The 16,549-nt window shown below is 65.5% G+C and carries 15 protein-coding genes and 1 pseudogene; 10 read left to right on the plus strand and 6 right to left on the minus strand.

Annotated elements, in window-relative coordinates:
* Nucleotides 1–661 (minus strand): annotated as a pseudogene (locus tag JHD80_RS18100) (glycogen debranching protein GlgX); the annotation flags it as partial.
* A 223-nt stretch (nucleotides 662–884) separates the two neighbouring features.
* Between JHD80_RS18100 and glgA the strand changes: the two are divergent.
* The gene (gene glgA / locus JHD80_RS18105; protein ID WP_199090176.1) at nucleotides 885–2,417 is read left to right on the plus strand and encodes a glycogen synthase GlgA; all 1,533 of its coding nucleotides are present in this window, start codon (nucleotides 885–887) and stop codon (nucleotides 2,415–2,417) included.
* Nucleotides 2,418–2,506: 89 nt separating this feature from the next.
* Here glgA and JHD80_RS18110 read toward each other — a convergent pair whose 3' ends face one another.
* Nucleotides 2,507–2,788 carry a DUF2934 domain-containing protein gene (locus JHD80_RS18110; RefSeq protein WP_199090178.1) on the minus strand — a complete coding sequence of 94 codons (282 nt, stop codon included), beginning with the start codon at nucleotides 2,786–2,788 and terminating at the stop codon, nucleotides 2,507–2,509.
* A 187-nt stretch (nucleotides 2,789–2,975) separates the two neighbouring features.
* Between JHD80_RS18110 and glgB the strand changes: the two genes are divergently transcribed.
* Both glgB and malQ read left to right on the plus strand, forming a co-directional pair.
* Complete coding sequence (gene glgB / locus JHD80_RS18115) at nucleotides 2,976–5,204, plus strand: 1,4-alpha-glucan branching protein GlgB (RefSeq protein WP_199090180.1); 2,229 nt, start codon at nucleotides 2,976–2,978, stop codon at nucleotides 5,202–5,204.
* Nucleotides 5,201–7,240 (plus strand): 4-alpha-glucanotransferase, encoded by a 2,040-nt coding sequence (gene malQ, locus JHD80_RS18120; RefSeq protein ID WP_199090182.1) that lies wholly within the window; start codon nucleotides 5,201–5,203, stop codon nucleotides 7,238–7,240. The genes glgB and malQ overlap by 4 nt, the downstream gene beginning before the upstream one ends.
* 184 nt (nucleotides 7,241–7,424) lie before the next feature.
* On the opposite strand, the gene hpaH is transcribed toward malQ, so the two are convergent.
* Nucleotides 7,425–8,207 (minus strand): 2-oxo-hept-4-ene-1,7-dioate hydratase, encoded by a 783-nt coding sequence (hpaH, locus tag JHD80_RS18125; protein WP_199090184.1) that lies wholly within the window; start codon nucleotides 8,205–8,207, stop codon nucleotides 7,425–7,427.
* Nucleotides 8,208–8,226: 19 nt separating this feature from the next.
* On the minus strand, nucleotides 8,227–9,120 hold the full coding sequence (locus JHD80_RS18130; protein WP_199090186.1) for a dioxygenase family protein: 894 nt from the start codon (nucleotides 9,118–9,120) through the stop codon (nucleotides 8,227–8,229).
* A gap of 184 nt (nucleotides 9,121–9,304) precedes the next feature.
* On the opposite strand from JHD80_RS18130, the gene JHD80_RS18135 reads away from it, so the two are divergent.
* Both JHD80_RS18135 and JHD80_RS18140 read left to right on the plus strand, forming a co-directional pair.
* Nucleotides 9,305–10,084, plus strand: coding sequence for a GntR family transcriptional regulator (locus JHD80_RS18135; protein WP_199090193.1), 780 nt, complete (start codon nucleotides 9,305–9,307; stop codon nucleotides 10,082–10,084).
* Complete coding sequence (locus JHD80_RS18140) at nucleotides 10,081–10,923, plus strand: sugar phosphate isomerase/epimerase family protein (RefSeq protein WP_199090195.1); 843 nt, start codon at nucleotides 10,081–10,083, stop codon at nucleotides 10,921–10,923. The genes JHD80_RS18135 and JHD80_RS18140 overlap by 4 nt, the downstream gene beginning before the upstream one ends.
* A 56-nt stretch (nucleotides 10,924–10,979) precedes the next feature.
* Here the strand turns inward: JHD80_RS18140 and JHD80_RS18145 are convergent, their stop codons facing one another.
* Nucleotides 10,980–11,276 (minus strand): DUF982 domain-containing protein, encoded by a 297-nt coding sequence (locus tag JHD80_RS18145; protein WP_199090196.1) that lies wholly within the window; start codon nucleotides 11,274–11,276, stop codon nucleotides 10,980–10,982.
* Nucleotides 11,277–11,447: 171 nt separating this feature from the next.
* Nucleotides 11,448–11,717 carry an usg protein gene (locus tag JHD80_RS18150; RefSeq protein WP_199090198.1) on the minus strand — a complete coding sequence of 90 codons (270 nt, stop codon included), beginning with the start codon at nucleotides 11,715–11,717 and terminating at the stop codon, nucleotides 11,448–11,450.
* A gap of 262 nt (nucleotides 11,718–11,979) precedes the next feature.
* Here JHD80_RS18150 and groES point away from each other — a divergent pair, with 262 nt between their 5' ends.
* The 5 genes from groES (at nucleotide 11,980) to htpG (ending at nucleotide 16,455) form a co-directional block, all read left to right on the plus strand.
* Entirely contained in the window at nucleotides 11,980–12,294 is a 315-nt protein-coding gene (gene groES / locus JHD80_RS18155) for a co-chaperone GroES (protein ID WP_199090200.1), read from the plus strand.
* Between the two features lie 56 nt (nucleotides 12,295–12,350).
* On the plus strand, nucleotides 12,351–13,976 hold the full coding sequence (gene groL / locus JHD80_RS18160) for a chaperonin GroEL (RefSeq protein WP_199090201.1): 1,626 nt from the start codon (nucleotides 12,351–12,353) through the stop codon (nucleotides 13,974–13,976).
* A gap of 73 nt (nucleotides 13,977–14,049) precedes the next feature.
* Nucleotides 14,050–14,265 (plus strand): hypothetical protein, encoded by a 216-nt coding sequence (locus tag JHD80_RS18165; RefSeq protein WP_199090203.1) that lies wholly within the window; start codon nucleotides 14,050–14,052, stop codon nucleotides 14,263–14,265.
* A gap of 55 nt (nucleotides 14,266–14,320) precedes the next feature.
* Entirely contained in the window at nucleotides 14,321–14,572 is a 252-nt protein-coding gene (locus tag JHD80_RS18170; protein WP_199090205.1) for a hypothetical protein, read from the plus strand.
* On the plus strand, nucleotides 14,572–16,455 hold the full coding sequence (gene htpG / locus JHD80_RS18175; RefSeq protein ID WP_199090207.1) for a molecular chaperone HtpG: 1,884 nt from the start codon (nucleotides 14,572–14,574) through the stop codon (nucleotides 16,453–16,455). Before JHD80_RS18170 ends, htpG begins: the two co-directional genes overlap by 1 nt.
* Nucleotides 16,456–16,549: the final 94 nt, after the last annotated feature.

The following is a 16,549-nucleotide window of genomic DNA, read 5'->3' on the forward strand; positions in this document are numbered from 1 at the left end:
GGTGATGGTCGTCGAGATAGGCATGCACCGGCAGGAGCTCGACCGTGGTGACGCCGAGGCTCTTGATGTAGTCGACCACCGCCGGCTCGGCGAGGCCGTCGAAGGTGCCGCGCCGATCCTCCGGAACGGCCGGGTGCAACCGGGTGAAGCCGCGCACATGCGTCTCGTAGAAGATGGTGCGGTCCCAGCCGATATCGGGCGCGGCCGGGCGCTTCAGATCGGCCTTCCAGTCGACCACGACGCATTTCGGCATGTAGGGCGCGCTGTCGAGCTCGCTGAAGCTGAGATCGCGGTCTTCCTTGGCGCCGATCTCGTAGCCGTAATGCGCGTCGTTCCAGTCGACCGCGCCGGAAAACTCCCGCGCATAGGGATCGAGCAGCAGCTTGTTGGGGTTGAAGCGATGCCCCTCCTCCGGTGCGAAGCGGCCGTGAACGCGATAGCCGTAGCGCTGCCCCGGCCCAACGCCCGGCAGGTAGCCGTGGAAGACTTCGTCGGTGTATTCCGGCAGGGTGATGCGCGCGGTCTCGGTCTGCCCGCTCTCGTCAAACAGGCAGAGCTCGACCCGCTCGGCATGGGCGGAGAACAAGGCGAAATTCGTGCCCTCGCCGTCGAACACGGCGCCCAGCTCGCAGGCCCGCCCGGGCTTGATCTCGAAGCCCATCATATCGCTTCCGCCATGTCACAGTACTTTCGCGTCAAGAGTGCAAAAGGGATCCGCATTGCCCCCTGGTGGCACGATCCGCCTTCGTCGTGATGTCAGCAACGTGCTGCGTTAAAAGCGGTTCCGGAGTGCTGGCCTCGTTCTTGCCTAAATATTCCGCCATGGCACGGGAACTCCGGGATCAGTGCCCTGTTGTGCTTCGCGGGATGCCGAGGGCGTGACGATGACTGATATTCTGAAGCTGGCCGAGATCGGAAACCTGCCCGCGACGTCCGGACACGCCTTGCATTACGCGCCCGCCGTCAAGGACGACATCGCCGACCGCCCCTCACCGATCGCCGCCACCACGAAGCTGCTGTTCGTCACGTCCGAGATGGGCGACTTCATCAAGGCCGGCGGCCTCGGCGAGGTCTCGACCGCGCTGCCGCGGCAATTGCGCAAGTTCTGCGAAGTGCGTGTGCTGCTGCCCGGCTTCCGGCAGGTTCGCAAGGCGAGGCCGGCGATGGATATCGTCCGGCAGATGCCGCGGGTCGCCGGCCTGCCGCCATGGTCGCTCGGCCGCTTCACCACCAGCGATGGCCTGATCATCTACAGCGTGCTCTGCGACGAGCTCTATGATCGCGACGGATCGCCCTATGGCCCCTTCGGCGGCGGCGATTTCGGCGACAACGATATCCGTTTCGGGCGGCTATCGCTCGCAGCAGCGGAAATCGCTGCCGGCGAGGCCGATCCGAACTGGAAGCCTGATGTCGTCCATGTCAACGACTGGCCGTCCGCGCTCGCGCCTGGCTACATGCGCTGGAAGGGGTTGGAGACGCCCTCGATCTTGACGATCCACAACCTCGCCTATCAGGGGCTATACCACCCGCAGCGCATGCGTCTTCTGGGCATTCCCGATCTCGCCTACAACATCAACGGCTCCGAATTTCACGGCAAGATCTCGTTCCTGAAGAGCGGCATCTATTACGGCTCGCACGTCACCACCGTGAGCGAGACCTATGCCAACGAAATCACCACCGTCGAGCATGGCTGTGGCCTCGACGGTCTCCTCAAGACGCGGATGAGCGAAGGCCGGTTGACCGGCATCGTCAATGGTATCGATGACAGCTGGAATGCCCTGATCGAAGGCGGCCGCTCCGGAGACCAGATCATCCGGCAGTGGAAGCGGCGCAACGCCGCCGAAATCCGCCGGACTTTCGAGCTGCCGGATTCGCGCGGCCCACTCTTCTCGATCATCTCCCGCCTCGTGCACCAGAAGGGCATCGACTTGTCGCTGGAGGCGGCAGAGACCATCGTGGCGCAGGGCGGCCAGCTCGTGGTGACCGGGCGTGGCGAGCCGCGCATCGAGGAAGCCGTTGAGAAGCTGGCAAAGCGTTATCCCCGCGCCGTCGCCGCGCGGATCGGTTTCGACGATGGCGAGGCGCGGCGCCTGTTCGCGGCCAGCGATTTCCTGCTGATGCCCTCACGCTTCGAGCCCTGCGGCCTCAGCCAGATGTACGCGCAGCGCTCCGGCGCCCTGCCAATCGCCTACCGCACCGGCGGGCTGGTCGATACGATCGAGGACGGGCTGTCCGGCTTCCTGTTCTCCAGTCTCACCGGGGCGGGGCTGACTGGAGCGGTCTCCCGCGCGCTCGAGGCCTTCCGCTCGAAGCGCGCCTTCCGGCAGATGCGGGACCACGCCATGGCCAAGCGCTTCGACTGGCGCCGCCCGAGCTTCCGCTATGCGGATGTCTATGCCCGCGCCCTTGTCGCTTGATGATGGAAGTTGTGGGGCAGTCAGCGATCACCGGCCGCCCGACACTCAGGCAGATGGCACGCTCGACACCGCCACCGAACCCCGGGGGCTCAGCTCTTCGCTTTCGCTGCGGATTTGCTCGCGGCCGCCTTCGTCGCGGTCTTGTTGGCAGGCGCGGGCTTGATCGCGGCCTTTTTGACAGGCTCCGAGACTTTCGGCTTGTCGTTCGCAGTCGACGACACCTTGCCCTTGACCGGCTTGGCAGGCTGGCCCGTGCTGGCCGCGACGCGCTCCTCGGCGAGGCGCCAGTGCTGGGCATCCCGGCCCTCGGGCTTCCCCTCGGCCTCCCAGATCGCATAGGCGGTATCGCGGACGATCTGCTCCCTGCTCATCATCTTTCTCCGTGGACGTGGGCTCAAACGCGGTGGATGAACTGCATGCAGGGTGGTTGGTTCCCCGTCCCGTCCCGGCGTTTTCGCGATGCTGAGGAAGCGGAACGCACACCCCTTCTGCTGCGTTGCATCATCGCTGATTCCACCTTTCGGGCGGAACACCCCTAGCTTCCGGACAAGCCTATTTATGCGCCAGTCTGCATCTCCCCTGCCCGCCTTGGCTCCACACGATCTCGTGCTGCTGGAGGAAGGCCGCCATCCCGATCCGTTCTCCATTCTCGGGCGCCACGCGTACGCGGGCGGCAGCTTCGTGCGGGCCTTCCTGCCCGGCTGCAACTATGCCGAACTCGTCACGGGAGAGGGCGAGGACCGCAACGCAGTGCCGATGATCACGCAGGGCGACGGCGTCTTCCAGGCCTCCGCGCCGCCTGACCTCCCCTACCGGCTGCGCATCTCCTGGCCGGACGGCATCGTCGAGGCGGCCGACCCTTACGCTTTCGGCCTGTCGCTGTCGGAGGATGATATCTACCTCTTCGCCGAGGGGCGTCATTTCGACCTCTCGACGCGGCTCGGGGCCAATCCGTGGTCGTTCGAAGGTGTCGACGGCGTGCTGTTCGCCGTCTGGGCGCCGAATGCCTCGCATGTCGCGGTCGTCGGGGATTTCAACGGCTGGGATGCCCGCCGCCATCCGATGCGGCGCCGGCTCGGCCCCGGCATCTGGGAGCTGTTCATCCCCGGCATCGGCCCTGGCGCCGTCTACAAATACGCGATCACCGGACCGAACGGCGAAAAGCTCCCCTGGAAGGCCGATCCGCTCGGACGCCGGCAAGAGGAGCCGCCGCGCACCGGCTCGATCGTCGCCGCCACCCCGGATTTCGCCTGGAGCGATGCCGCGTGGCTGGCAAAGCGCGAGCGTTCGACACCGATGGCCGAGCCGCTCTCGATCTACGAGGTCCATGTCGGCTCCTGGCTGAGGACCGAATGGGGCCGCATGGGTAGCTGGGACGAGGCCAGCGACAGGCTGATCCCCTATCTGGAGCACATGGGTTTCAGCCATGTCGAGCTCCTGCCGATCACCGAGCATCCCTTCGGCGGCTCATGGGGCTATCAGCCGCTCGGTCTCTTTGCGCCCACGGCAAGGCTCGGCCCGCCCGAGGCCTTCGCCCGCTTCGTCGACCGCTGCCATGCCGCCGGCATCGGCGTGATCCTGGATTGGGTGCCGGCGCATTTCCCCTCGGACGAGCACGGCCTCGCACGCTTCGACGGCACGGCCCTCTACGAGCACGAGGACCCCCGCCAGGGCTTCCACCGCGACTGGAACACGCTGATCTACAATGTCGGCCGGCGCGAGGTCCGCGGTTTCCTGATCGCCTCGGCGCTGTGGTGGCTGGAGACGTTCCACCTCGACGGGCTGCGTGTCGATGCGGTCGCATCCATGCTCTATCGCGACTACAGCCGCGAGCCCGGCGAATGGGTGCCGAACCATCTCGGCGGGCGCGAGAATTTCGAGGCGATCTCCTTCTTCCAGGAGCTCAACACCCTTGTCGGAGCGCGCACGCGCGGCGCCATCACCATCGCGGAGGAATCGACCGCCTGGCCGGGCGTGACGGCGCCGGTCCACCATGGCGGGCTCGGCTTCCACTTCAAATGGAACATGGGCTGGATGCACGACACGCTGCGCTATTTCGCGCGGGACCCGATCCATCGCGGCCATCACGGCGATGACGTCACCTTCGGATTGATCTACGCCTTCTCCGAGAACTTCGTGCTGCCGATCTCGCATGACGAGGTGGTGCACGGCAAAGGCTCGCTCATCGCCCGCATGCCGGGCGACGACTGGCAGCGCTTCGCCAATCTGCGGCTATGCCTTTCCATGATGTGGACCCATCCCGGCAAGAAGCTGCTGTTCATGGGCTGCGAGTTCGGCCAGGAGGAGGAATGGAATGTCGATGCGCCCTTCCCCTGGCCCGCCGATGATGACGGCCGGCGTCGCGGGACCATGCAACTGGTGCGGGATCTCAATCGACTCTATCGCAGCCATCCTAGCCTGCACCGCCTCGACCACAGCCCGGAGGGCTTCGGCTGGGTCATCGCCGACGATCAGCCCAATGCCGTCTTCGCCTTCACCCGCTCGGCCGGCGACGGCCGGCCGCCGCTGCTGGTGATCGCGAACATGACGCCCGTGCCGCGTCACGATTATCGTGTCGGCGTCGCGGCCTCTGGATTTTGGACCGAGCGGCTCAACAGCGACGCTAACATCTATGGCGGTTCCGGGCTGGGCAATGGCGGACAGGCGATGGCCGAGTCCATCCCCTCCCATGGACAGGCGCAATCGCTGTCGTTGACCCTGCCGCCTCTCGCGCTCCTCGTGCTGGAACATGCGGGGTCGGGCAATGCCGGGGGCGGCGCGCGATGACGGACGACATCCTGCGGCAGCTCGCCGCCCGCGCCGGCATCGCGCCGGAGTGGACCGACCAGACCGGCGCGTTGCGCCAGGTCACGCCGGAGAGCCTGCGCGCGATCCTCGGCGCGCTCGGCCTGCCCGCCGAAACCGATAAAGCGCTGCGCAATTCCCTGGCCGCCGTCGAAACCCTTCCCATGTCGGGATCGGCGCGCTTCCTGACCGCCCGCGTCGGACAGCCGGTCGACCTGCCCACCGCCGGCGAGGACACTCCGATCGAGGTGGTCCTGGAAGATGGATCGCGGCGCGTCCTCAGGGCGCGAAGAGCCGACGACCGGCTGCTTCTGCCTGCGTTCGACCAACCCGGCTACCACACCATCCAGCTCGGGGCCGAAACGATCACCGTTGCGGTCGCCCCGGCGCGCTGCATCACCTTCTCCGACCTCTCTGGAGGGCGCCCAGGCTGGGGGCTCGCGGCGCAGATCTATTCGCTGCGCAGCGCCTATGACGGCGGTATCGGCAATTTCGCGGGCGTCGGCGCGCTGGGCCGGGCCGCCGCCCGCCGCGGGGCCGATGCGCTGGCGATCAGCCCGGTTCATGCGCTCTACGGCGCCTTGCCCGGCCAGTTCAGTCCGTACTCGCCCTCGACGCGGCTGTTCTACAATCCGCTGCACGCCGATCCTGCCGCCGCGTTCCCGGACGGCCTGATATCGACCCTTGCCGCACAGGCAGGCCTTGCCGAGGAGATGGAACGGCTCTCCAAGCTCGACCAGATCGACTGGCCGGCCGCGACGCCGCTGCGGCAACGTTTCCTGCGCGCGCTCTTCGAGCAATTGGACAAGGCCGGAGAAAGCCGCGCCGCCTTCGAGCGCTATGCCGCGGAAGCCTCGTCCCTCCTGCGCTCCCACGCGATCTTCGAGGTCCTGCATGCGAGCGAGCTGGCGCGCGACCCGACCATGCGATCCTGGCGCGAGTGGCAGCCCGGCTATCGCGATCCCGACGGTCCGCAGGTCGCGGCCTTCGCCGAGGCCCATGCTGGTGAGATCCGCTATCAGATCTTCCTGCAATGGCTGACGAGCCTGTCCTATGGCGCTGCTCAGCGCGTCTGCCGGGAAGCCGGCATGACGGTCGGGCTCATCGCCGATCTCGCCATCGGCATGGATGGCGCCGGCAGCCACGCATGGAGCCGCCAGGACGAGGTGCTGCACGGGTTGAGCATCGGCGCACCGCCCGATTATTACGCAGCCGACGGCCAGAACTGGGCGCTGACCACCTTCTCCCCGCGAGGCCTCGCGGCCAGCGGCTACGCTCCCTTCATCGAGACGTTGCGGGCGTGCCTGCGCCACGTCGGCGGCATCCGGATCGACCATGTCATGGGCATGAGCCGTCTCTGGCTCATCCCGGAAGGTGCCAGCGCGCTCGACGGTGCCTATGTCAGCTTTCCGTCAGAGACGCTGTTCCGCCTGATCGCTCTCGAATCCTGGCGCCATCGCGCCATCGTCATCGGCGAGGATTTGGGCACCCTGCCCTATGGCTTCCGCGACTATCTGCGCGAGCAGGGCGTGGCGGGCCTGCGCGTCCTGCGCTTCGAACGCACCCAGCACGGCTATGTCCGACCTCCGGATTGGGACCGCGATGCGGTGGCCGTGACCACTACCCATGACCTCGTGCCGACGGCCGGCTGGTGGGCGGGCTCCGATATCGATGCGCCGGGCGACACGAGCGAGGCAGAAGATGCAAGGGCCTGGGATCGCGGCGTGCTCTGGGGTGCGTTCAGGGATGCGGGCCTGGCAGACGGCGAACGCCCGGCCCCCGGAGATACCGACCCGGTGGTCGACGCGGCGATCCGCTATGTCGCGGCGACGCCCTGCATGATGAAGATCGTGCCGATCGAGGATGCCCTGGGCCTGCGCGTGCAGCCCAATGTCCCGGGCACGACCTTCGAAAAGCCGAACTGGCGGCACCGCCTGGACGGCGACGCGGCCGAGATGCTCGATGGCGAAGGTGTTGTCGGCCGATTGGCGCTTCTGGGATCCGATCGCTCAAGCTGATCGTCAGACGTGAGACGGACGGATGACGCCTCGCGACCTATCCAGCGTTCCGTGACGCAGCGATAGTGCTCGATGGCGTCGCGCAAGGCGGCGCTCTCGATCTCGTCGACGGAGCCGGGCGTGCATGCCACCGGCTTTCAACGGCCCGGAACACGGCGCGCCGGCCGGCCGATCACTGGGGACTCTAGACGAACGACACGCCGATGGCACCGAGCGGGCCGTAATCAGCATGGATCACGTCGCCCTTCTTGATATCGACCGGCCGGGTGAAAGAGCCGCCGAGGACCACTTGCCCCTTCTTCAAGCCTGCGCCGACGTCATGGAGCTTATTGACAAGCCAGGCGATGCCCGCGGCCGGATGCCCCATAATGGCTGCCGAGACGCCGGATTCCTCGATGATGCCGTTCTGCGAGAGCGTCGCGCCGATCCAACGAACATCGACGTCGAAGGGGCGGATCGTACGGCCACCGAGAACGATTGCGCCGAATGCCGCGTTGTCGGCCATGGTGTCGACGATCGCGCGGGGAACCTCGGTGCGATAGTCGATGATCTCCAGAGCCGGTACGACGAACTCGGTCGCCCGCATCACGTCATGGACGCGACATGCGGGACCCGAGAGGTCCTCTCCCATGATGAAAGCCAGTTCGACCTCAAGCCTGGGCTTGATGAACAGATCGGCCTTGATCCGGGCGCCGTCATTGTAGAGTGCGTCGTCGAGGATGCGCCCGTAATCTGGCTCGGTGATTTTCGAGGCCATCTGCATGGCGCGTGATGTCAGGCCGATCTTGTGACCGGCGAGCCGGGCGCCGCTCGCGATCCGCGCTTCCGCCCAGAGATCCTGAACGCGGTAGGCGTCGGCGATCTCCATGTCGGGGAATGTTTTCGACAGCTGTACGCAGGGCACGCGCTCGCGCTCTGCCTTGAGGATCGCTTCCGCGGCCTTGCGGCGGTCTTCTTCGGTCAGCATGCGAAGGCTCCTTCCGGTCCTACTTGATCGGCGGCCGCGGCAGGACGGCCTCGCCCGGCTCCATGACGTAGGTGTAGTCGAGCGAGTACCAGGGCGCTGCGACGCCCGACGCCGCCGGGTGCGGCTCCTCGTGGCGGACGAAGTCGCCGATCAGCGCCTTGGTCACGCCGAACTGAACGTCGGATTCGATGTGCGGGTCGTTCGGATCATAGACCTGCGAGATCAGCACTTTGAAGCCGGGCTTGAAGATCAGCGCATGCAGATGCGCCGGGCGCATCGGATGGCGGTCCTGTGCCTTGAGGAGGCGGCCGACCACGCCGCCCGTCGGGATCGGATAGCCCACCATCATTACCGAGCGGAACCAGAAACGGCCGTCGGGGTCGGTCATGAACTTGCCGCGCAGGTTCATCTCGGCCTGCTCGGGGTCCTGGTTCTCGTAGAGTCCGACCGGCGAGGCATGCCAGATATCGACCTCCGCGCCCTCGATAGGCTGCCCCACGCCGTCCACCACCCGGGCTTGGACGAAGAGCGGATCGCCGGGCGTGTCGGAACGCACGATCGAGCCACCATTCTCGACACGCGGCGCGTTCAGCCGCCAGAATGGCCCGAGGAGCGATTGCGAAGTTTCGGTGTTGCCGCCGTCGCCATTATTCAAAAGGCAAACGAGCGACGAAACGCCGAGCGAGCCGGCCATCAGCACGAACTCGTTATGCGTGTCGGAAGCGAGGGCGCCGATTTCGTTCAGGAGGGCGGTCGCGTCGCGGAACTCGGCCTCGGTGAGACGCACGTCGCGAACAAAGCCGTGCAGATGCTTAACCAGCGAGATCATGATCTCCCGCATCCGCGGTTCCCGCGTCCGCGCCATGACCTCCAGCGCCGCCGATGTGACGTCCTGCTGACGCTCTATGAGCATGATCGCGCATCTCCTTCGAACCAACGGCTTATCTAAAATAATCGATAATCTGTCAATTGCGGATTCGAACGCACTTCGCTATTCCGCGCTCAAATGAAGCAAATCCCGATCTTTCTCGCCGAAAAACGGCATCTACCGGCTGGATTAGCTTACAATAATCGTTTATTTGATTGAGCCAGAGCTCATGAAAGGCTCGAACTTGGGGCTTGTCGACGTGCCGAAGAATGCAGGGCCTTTGGAACTGGTGGCAGAAAGCGAGCCGGCCCCCGGGGGCTCGTGGCAGGCGGCGTTCATCGACGACGGCAAGAACACCATAGCCAGCCAGTTGGTCGAGCGTCTGCGGGAGGCGATCGTCTCTGGGCAGCTCGAGGCCGGCGCCAAGATCAATCTCCTCCGGGCGCGCGAGATTTTTTCGGTATCCCTCAGCCCGTTGCGGGAGGCTTTGGCGCGACTGATCCCGGATGGGCTCGTGACCTTCGAGGACAATCGCGGCTATCGCGTCGCGCCGGTCTCGGTGTCGAACCTTCGCGAGATCACGCGATTGCGCGGGGAGTTCGAGGCCCTTGCCTTGCGTCAGGCGATCGCAAGCGCGCCGCCTGAATGGGAAGGCGATGTGATGCGGGCGCTCCATCGGCTCAACACGGCCGAGCGCAATGCAGCCGACCCCGCAACGCTGGAGCACTGGGAAGCGCTCCACCGCGACTTTCATCTGAGCCTGCTCTCCGGCTGTGGCATGCCGTTGCTGCTGGGCTTCTGCAGGACGCTCCTCAATCTCAACGACCGCTATCGTCGCAGCTTTCTCGTGAGCACCTCCGGGGATCGCAATGTGGGAATGGAGCATAGCGAGATTGCTCAGGGGGCGGCGGCGCGCGACGCCGAATTCGCCTGCGCGCGTCTGCGCGAGCACATCCAACGGACTGGCAGCAATCTGGCCAGTCACCTCGCGGACAGGATCGCCCCATGACGGACATCATGCCGCCGCTGGGCATCGCGCATTTCTCCTGTATCGAGGTGCCCCCGCTCGAATTCGTGCGCCTTTCTGGCGAGATCGGCTACGCCGCCGTGGGCTTGCGGCTTCATCCGGCGTTCCAGAGCGCGCCGTTCTACACTCTGCGCCCAGGCAGTGCGGAGATGCGCTCGGTCAAGGTGGCCCTGCAACAGGCGGGGATCGCCGTATACGATATCGAATTCGTCGTGATCGACGAAGCGTTCTCGGCTTCCGAGCTTCTGCCCGTCCTGGAGAGTGCCGGCGAGCTCGGCGCCCGCCGCCTCAGCGTCTGCGGGGACGACCCGGACAGGAGCCGCTTTGCCGCGAATTTGACCGCGCTTGCCGAACTGGCAGCAGAGTTCGGGATGGCTGTCGATCTGGAAATCATGCCATGGCGCCGGATCGGCACGCTGGCGGCAGCCGCCGACGCCGTCGAGGCCACGCGGAGGACAAATATCAGCGTCCTGATCGATGCGCTGCATCTGTCGCGCTCCGGCGCGGTTCCAGCGGACCTGCGGAGCGTATCGAAGGAACTGGTCCGGAGCGTCCAGCTTTGCGACGCGGTCGCCGAACGCCCCTCCGATAATGCTGCGCTCGTCGCCGAGGCACGCGGCGGGCGGCTGTTCCCCGGTCAGGGCGCTCTACCGTTGCAGGACCTCCTGCGCGCGGTTCCTTCGGACGCGACGCTGTCGGTCGAGGTGCCTAACACCGGCTTGCCCGCGGAGAGGCATGCAAAAGCACTCTTCGACGCCACCATTGCGCTGTTTGGGCGGGAGCGAGACACCGTGACTCAAAAGCCCCCATCGAAACGGTAGGCAACGGAGCTTCGCCTCAAAATCGCCCGGCCCCCAGCCCGGCGCCGGGCCCTTTGTCAGGCGTGCCCGCGCGAGCCTTCCCTCCGGCTGCCGGCGAAAGCGGCGATGTCGGGCGCGAGAAGATCGTGCCTTTCCGCCCATGACGCGAACAGGCCGCGGGCCGTATCCGCTTCGATCTCGCCGCGGATAGCCGCCAGGCAGGCCTTCAGCGCCAAGCCGTGGACTGCATCGCGCCTGCTCGCAGGCCAGTCGGCGAGGAACATATAGGCCTCCATGGCGGACGCGATCGCCGCCGGGTGCCCGAGCCCGGTCAGGATCACCACCGGCCTCTCGAAATCATCTGATGTCGTCATGCGGTCCTCCCTCGGTGGGGAGCGAGTGCCAACATTGCCATAGCCATATCCTCCTGGAAGCAACATGGATCCGGTTTGGTTGATCGCCGCGTCGAGCGCGCTGTCGCTGTGGGCGGCTTGCCATCATTTGGGATGGGAGCCGCCATGATCAAGCCCGTCGCAACATCGACGTCATTGGAGCCGGAATTCGCCGCTGACCGCACTGAGGTCGGCAGGACCGATCAGGTCCTTGTGAGCCACGGTAATGCGGAACAGCTTGCCCTCGAGCTTGGCCTGCCAGAAGGCGAGGAACTTGTTGAGCTCGGGGAAGCGCGGGGCGAGATCGTAGTCCTGCCAGATGTATTCCTGCAGGATCGAAGGGTGGTCGGGAAGACGGTAGAGAATCCCGGCGGTGGTCAATCCGTAGCCGGCGATCTGGCGGGCGAAGTCGGTCGAAGCCATTCCTTTCAGCTCCCTGGTTTCACTGCTCCGATGGCAGCGAATTTCCAACGCCTTGGCAAGCTGAAAAGTTGCGTTTATGGCGCCTTTTCAGACTGTTAGCACTCGGTCAAAAAAAGTGCTGCCGGCCTCTTGAAGGCAAAAATTTGGCAACCCAAATCATCGCGCGGGCACGGCGCCTCAGGGGCGCGCGGAACCTCGCCGCGAGACCCGCACAGGGCCGGCCCGCTTTGACATGTGACCGACATGGAAATTGGAGGAACTCATGAAGTTTCGGCCACTGCATGACCGCGTCGTCCTGAAGCGCATCGACGCCGAGGAGAAGACCAAGGGCGGGATCATCATCCCCGACACCGCCAAGGAGAAGCCGCAGGAGGGCGAGGTCGTCGCCGTCGGTGCCGGCGCGCGCGACGAGAGCGGCAAGCTCGTGCCGCCCGACGTCAAGGTCGGCGACCGCGTGCTCTTCGGCAAATGGAGCGGCACCGAGGTCAAGATCGACGGCCAGGACCTTCTGATCATGAAGGAGTCCGACATCATGGGCGTCGTCGAGACGACTGCGGCCCTCAAGAAGGCCGCCTGACGGGGCCTCATCCACATCATCAACCTGAAACCTCAAGTCTGAAGGAGTGAGGAATCATGGCTGCGAAGGACGTGAAGTTTTCGCAGGACGCGCGCGAGCGGATGCTGCGCGGCGTCGACACGCTGGCGAATGCCGTGAAGGTCACGCTGGGTCCCAAGGGCCGCAATGTCGTGATCGAGAAGTCGTTCGGTGCGCCCCGCATCACCAAGGACGGCGTCACCGTCGCCAAGGAGATCGAGCTTTCCGACAAGTTCGAGAACATGGGCGCCCAGATGGTGCGCGAAGTCGCTTCGAAGCAGAACGATGCGGCGGGCGACGGCACCACGACCGCGACCGTGCTCGCGCAGGCGATCGTCCGTGAAGGTGCCAAGGCGGTCGCGGCCGGAATCAACCCGATGGACCTGAAGCGCGGCATCGATCTCGCCGTCGAGGCCGTGACGAAGTCTCTCGGCGAGCATTCCAAGGCCATCACCGGGTCGGAGGAGGTCGCCCAGGTCGGCACCATCTCCGCCAATGGCGACCGCACGATCGGCGAGATGATCGCCGAGGCGATGAAGAAGGTCGGCAACGAGGGCGTCATTACCGTCGAGGAAGCCAAGACCGCCGAAACCGAGCTCGATGTCGTCGAGGGCATGCAGTTCGACCGCGGCTATCTCTCGCCCTATTTCGTGACCAATACCGAGAAAATGGTCGCGGAGCTGGAAGACCCTTACATCCTGATCCACGAGAAGAAGCTCTCGGGTCTCCAGGCGATGCTGCCGCTGTTGGAAGCGGTCGTGCAGACCGGAAAGCCGCTGCTGATCGTGGCGGAGGATGTCGAGGGCGAGGCTCTCGCCACGCTCGTCGTCAACAAGCTCCGCGGCGGGCTTAAGATCGCCGCCGTCAAGGCGCCGGGCTTCGGCGACCGCCGCAAAGCCATGCTCGAGGATATCGCTATCCTCACCGGCGGCACCGCGATCAGCGAGGATCTCGGCATCAAGCTGGAAACCGTCACGCTCGACATGCTCGGCCGCGCCAAGAAGGTCCGGATCGAGAAGGAGAACACCACCATCGTCGACGGCGCCGGCAAGAAGGCGGAGATCGACGCCCGGGTCGCCCAGATCAGGGCGCAGATCGAGGAGACCACCTCGGACTACGACCGCGAGAAGCTCCAGGAGCGTCTGGCCAAGCTCGCCGGCGGCGTCGCGGTCATCCGCGTCGGCGGCGCGACCGAGGTCGAGGTCAAGGAGAAGAAGGATCGCGTCGATGATGCCCTGAACGCGACCCGTGCCGCGGTGGAAGAAGGCATCCTGCCGGGCGGCGGCGTCGCCCTGCTGCGCGCGGTCAAGGCGCTCGAAGGGCTCGTGCCCGGCAATGACGACCAGAAGACCGGCGTCGAGATCGTCCGCAAGGCGATCACCGCGCCGGCCCGCCAGATCGTCGAGAATGCCGGCGGCGATGGCGCTGTCGTGGTCGGCAAGCTGCTGGAGTCGCAGGACTACGCCTGGGGCTACGACGCCCAGACCGGCGAGTATGGCGATCTGGTCAAGGCCGGCATAATCGACCCGACCAAGGTCGTACGCACGGCGATCCAGGATGCGGCGTCGGTCGCAGGTCTGCTGATCACCACCGAGGCGATGATCGCCGAGGCGCCGAAGAAGGATCCGGTGCCCGCCATGCCGGCCGGCGGCATGGACTATTGAGAAAACGAGGGCGCCGCGGCCTCGCGGCGCCCTCCCCCGACGCCGTAATTGCCCAGGCATCCCGAGGGAAGCCATGCCCTTCTCATCGCTGACCGATCCCATCGACCTCGCCCGTGCCGAGGCTGCTCTCGAAAAGGCATGGGCGGAGCTCAAGCCGTCGCTTCCGGAAGGCTCGGACGAACAGGAACGGAACGACCTCGCCTATATCGTGGCTGCGCTGGTCCCTTTGGCGCTCGACGAAGATGATCTCGCGCGACGCGCGATCGATCGCTTTCGCGAGAAGGCTTAAGCAGAAGACCTGAGTAAAGCCCCCTGCCTTCTCCCCATTGCATTTGGCATCCGATATGACCGATGGCCCGCAGCTATCCAAGGAAACCTCCCCTTCCGACCGCTTCAAGGCGCTCATCACCAACGCCGAGAGCGCGACATACGGGCTCAAGGACAATCTCTTGGCCGTCATGACGCGCGATGGATCCGCAACCTGGCAAACCGTCGCCGCTCACATCGAGGCCCAATTGCCCGGCGCGGGCGAGTTCGCGACCGCACGATTGAACGCCATACTTGCCCTGATCAGAACCCTATCCGGAAAACCCTGATGACAACGACCGCCACGCCCGAGCATCGCAGCTTCGAAGCCGACGTCTCCCGCCTGCTCCACATGATGGTGCATTCGGTCTATTCCGACCGTGACGTGTTCCTGCGCGAGCTGATCTCGAACGCAGCCGATGCTTGCGAGAAGCTGCGCTACGAGGCGATCGGCAAGCCCGAGCTCCTGGGCGACGAACCGAAGCTTGCGATCACCATCTCGGCCGACCCCGAAGCCGGCAAGCTGACCATCGCCGATAACGGCATCGGCATGAGCCATGACGAGATGGTCGAGGCCCTCGGCACGATCGCCCGCTCGGGCACGCGCAGTTTCATGGAGCGGGTCGCGACCGCCGACGGCAAGGACGGCGCGCAGCTCATCGGCCAGTTCGGCGTCGGCTTCTATTCCGCCTTCATGGTCGCCGCGAAGGTCGAGGTCGTCAGCCGTCGCGCCGGTAGCGCGGAAGCCTGGACCTGGTCCTCGGACGGCAAGGGCGAGTTCACGGTGGCGCCTGCGGCGCTGGAAGACGCCCCGGCACGCGGCACGCGGGTGACGCTGCACCTGATGGAGGAAGCCAAGACCTATGCGGAGCGCTGGACGCTGGAGCGCATCGTCAAGGAACAGTCCGGCCATGTGCCCGTCCCGATCTCGCTGATCACGGAGCCAGGAGCCGATGCGGTACCCCTCTCCGACGGGGCCGCGCTCTGGACCAGGCCGAAGAGCGAGATCACCAAGGACGAATACGCCGATTTCTATCGCAGCGTTGCGGGGCAATATGACGAGCCCGCCGCCACGATCCATTTTCGCGCGGAAGGCCTGCACGAATATACGGCGCTGGCCTTCGTCCCGGGCGCGCGTCCGTTCGACCTGTTCGATGCCGATCGCAAGGGCAGGATCAAGCTCTATGTGAAGCGCGTCTTCATCACGGACGAGGCCGAGCTTCTTCCGCGTTACCTGCGCTTCGTCCGCGGCATCGTCGACACCGCCGACCTGCCGCTCAACGTCTCTCGCGAGATGATCCAGGACAGCGCGCTGCTGGGTGCGATCAAGAAGGGCGTCACCAGCCGTGTCCTCGCCGATCTCGCGAAACTGGCCGAACAGGAACCGGACACATTCCGCCTGATCTGGGACAATTTCGGCGTCGTCATCAAGGAAGGGCTTTACGAGGATTTCCAGCGCCGGGAACAGCTGCTCGGCCTTGCTCGCTTCCGGACGACCGCTTCTGGCGAGAGTTGGCGTAGCCTCAAGGACTATCTCGGCGCGTTGAAGGAAAACCAGACCGCGATCTATTACATCGCCGGCGACGATGCCTCCCGGATCGCCAGCTCCCCGCAGCTCGAAGGCTTCCGCGCGCGCGGCATCGAGGTGCTGCTGCTGTCGGATCCGATCGACAGCTTCTGGGCCTCGGCAGCGCCGGATTTCGAAGGCAAGCCGTTCAAATCCGTGACCCAAGGTGCGGCCGATCTCGGTCTCATCCCGCTGCTCGACGGCGCAGCGCCTTCTTCCGCTGAAACGGATGAGACGATCGGCGTCCTGCTCGCGTCGATGAAAGAAATCTTGGCTGACGAGGTCGCTGATGTCCGCTCCTCCGACCGATTGACCGAGAGCGCGGTCTGCCTTGTTGCATCGGACAAGGGGCCGGATCGCCAGTTCGAACGCTTGCTCAGCGCCGCCGGCCGGGTCGACAGCGCGGCCAAGCCGATCCTCGAGGTCAACCCTCGCCATGCGATGGTCTCAGCCCTCGCGTCCGTCGAGGATGATGGCCTGCGCAACGACGTAGCCCACCTGCTCCTGGACACCGCCCGCGTCCTGGACGGCGAGCGCCCCACAGACGCCAGTGCGTTCGCCGAAAGGCTGAACCGGTTGGTGACGCGAAGCTTCGGCGATGGCTGAGAGGCGAAGCAGGGCGAAAGCTCGCAAGCTGCCAGGAGCCTGAACCCGCGGCCGGTTTTCTCGCCAGAGCCCGCCACGAAGCTCGCAAGCAGCC

Source organism: Allobosea sp. ASV33, from assembly GCF_016428755.1.
Lineage (GTDB): Bacteria > Pseudomonadota > Alphaproteobacteria > Rhizobiales > Beijerinckiaceae > Allobosea.

What these genes read in the sequence shown, in the direction of transcription:
- hpaH (WP_199090184.1), bottom strand. Translation starts at nt 8,207, where the DNA reads ATGCTGACCGAAGAAGACCGCCGCAAGGCCGCGGAAGCGATCCTCAAG.
- htpG (WP_199090207.1), top strand. Translation starts at nt 14,572, where the DNA reads ATGACAACGACCGCCACGCCCGAGCATCGCAGCTTCGAAGCCGACGTC.
- glgA (WP_199090176.1), top strand. Translation starts at nt 885, where the DNA reads ATGACTGATATTCTGAAGCTGGCCGAGATCGGAAACCTGCCCGCGACG.
- glgB (WP_199090180.1), top strand. Translation starts at nt 2,976, where the DNA reads ATGCGCCAGTCTGCATCTCCCCTGCCCGCCTTGGCTCCACACGATCTC.
- JHD80_RS18140 (WP_199090195.1), top strand. Translation starts at nt 10,081, where the DNA reads ATGACGGACATCATGCCGCCGCTGGGCATCGCGCATTTCTCCTGTATC.
- JHD80_RS18170 (WP_199090205.1), top strand. Translation starts at nt 14,321, where the DNA reads ATGACCGATGGCCCGCAGCTATCCAAGGAAACCTCCCCTTCCGACCGC.
- JHD80_RS18130 (WP_199090186.1), bottom strand. Translation starts at nt 9,120, where the DNA reads ATGCTCATAGAGCGTCAGCAGGACGTCACATCGGCGGCGCTGGAGGTC.
- JHD80_RS18110 (WP_199090178.1), bottom strand. Translation starts at nt 2,788, where the DNA reads ATGAGCAGGGAGCAGATCGTCCGCGATACCGCCTATGCGATCTGGGAG.
- JHD80_RS18150 (WP_199090198.1), bottom strand. Translation starts at nt 11,717, where the DNA reads ATGGCTTCGACCGACTTCGCCCGCCAGATCGCCGGCTACGGATTGACC.
- groES (WP_199090200.1), top strand. Translation starts at nt 11,980, where the DNA reads ATGAAGTTTCGGCCACTGCATGACCGCGTCGTCCTGAAGCGCATCGAC.
- malQ (WP_199090182.1), top strand. Translation starts at nt 5,201, where the DNA reads ATGACGGACGACATCCTGCGGCAGCTCGCCGCCCGCGCCGGCATCGCG.
- JHD80_RS18135 (WP_199090193.1), top strand. Translation starts at nt 9,305, where the DNA reads ATGAAAGGCTCGAACTTGGGGCTTGTCGACGTGCCGAAGAATGCAGGG.
- JHD80_RS18145 (WP_199090196.1), bottom strand. Translation starts at nt 11,276, where the DNA reads ATGACGACATCAGATGATTTCGAGAGGCCGGTGGTGATCCTGACCGGG.
- JHD80_RS18165 (WP_199090203.1), top strand. Translation starts at nt 14,050, where the DNA reads ATGCCCTTCTCATCGCTGACCGATCCCATCGACCTCGCCCGTGCCGAG.
- groL (WP_199090201.1), top strand. Translation starts at nt 12,351, where the DNA reads ATGGCTGCGAAGGACGTGAAGTTTTCGCAGGACGCGCGCGAGCGGATG.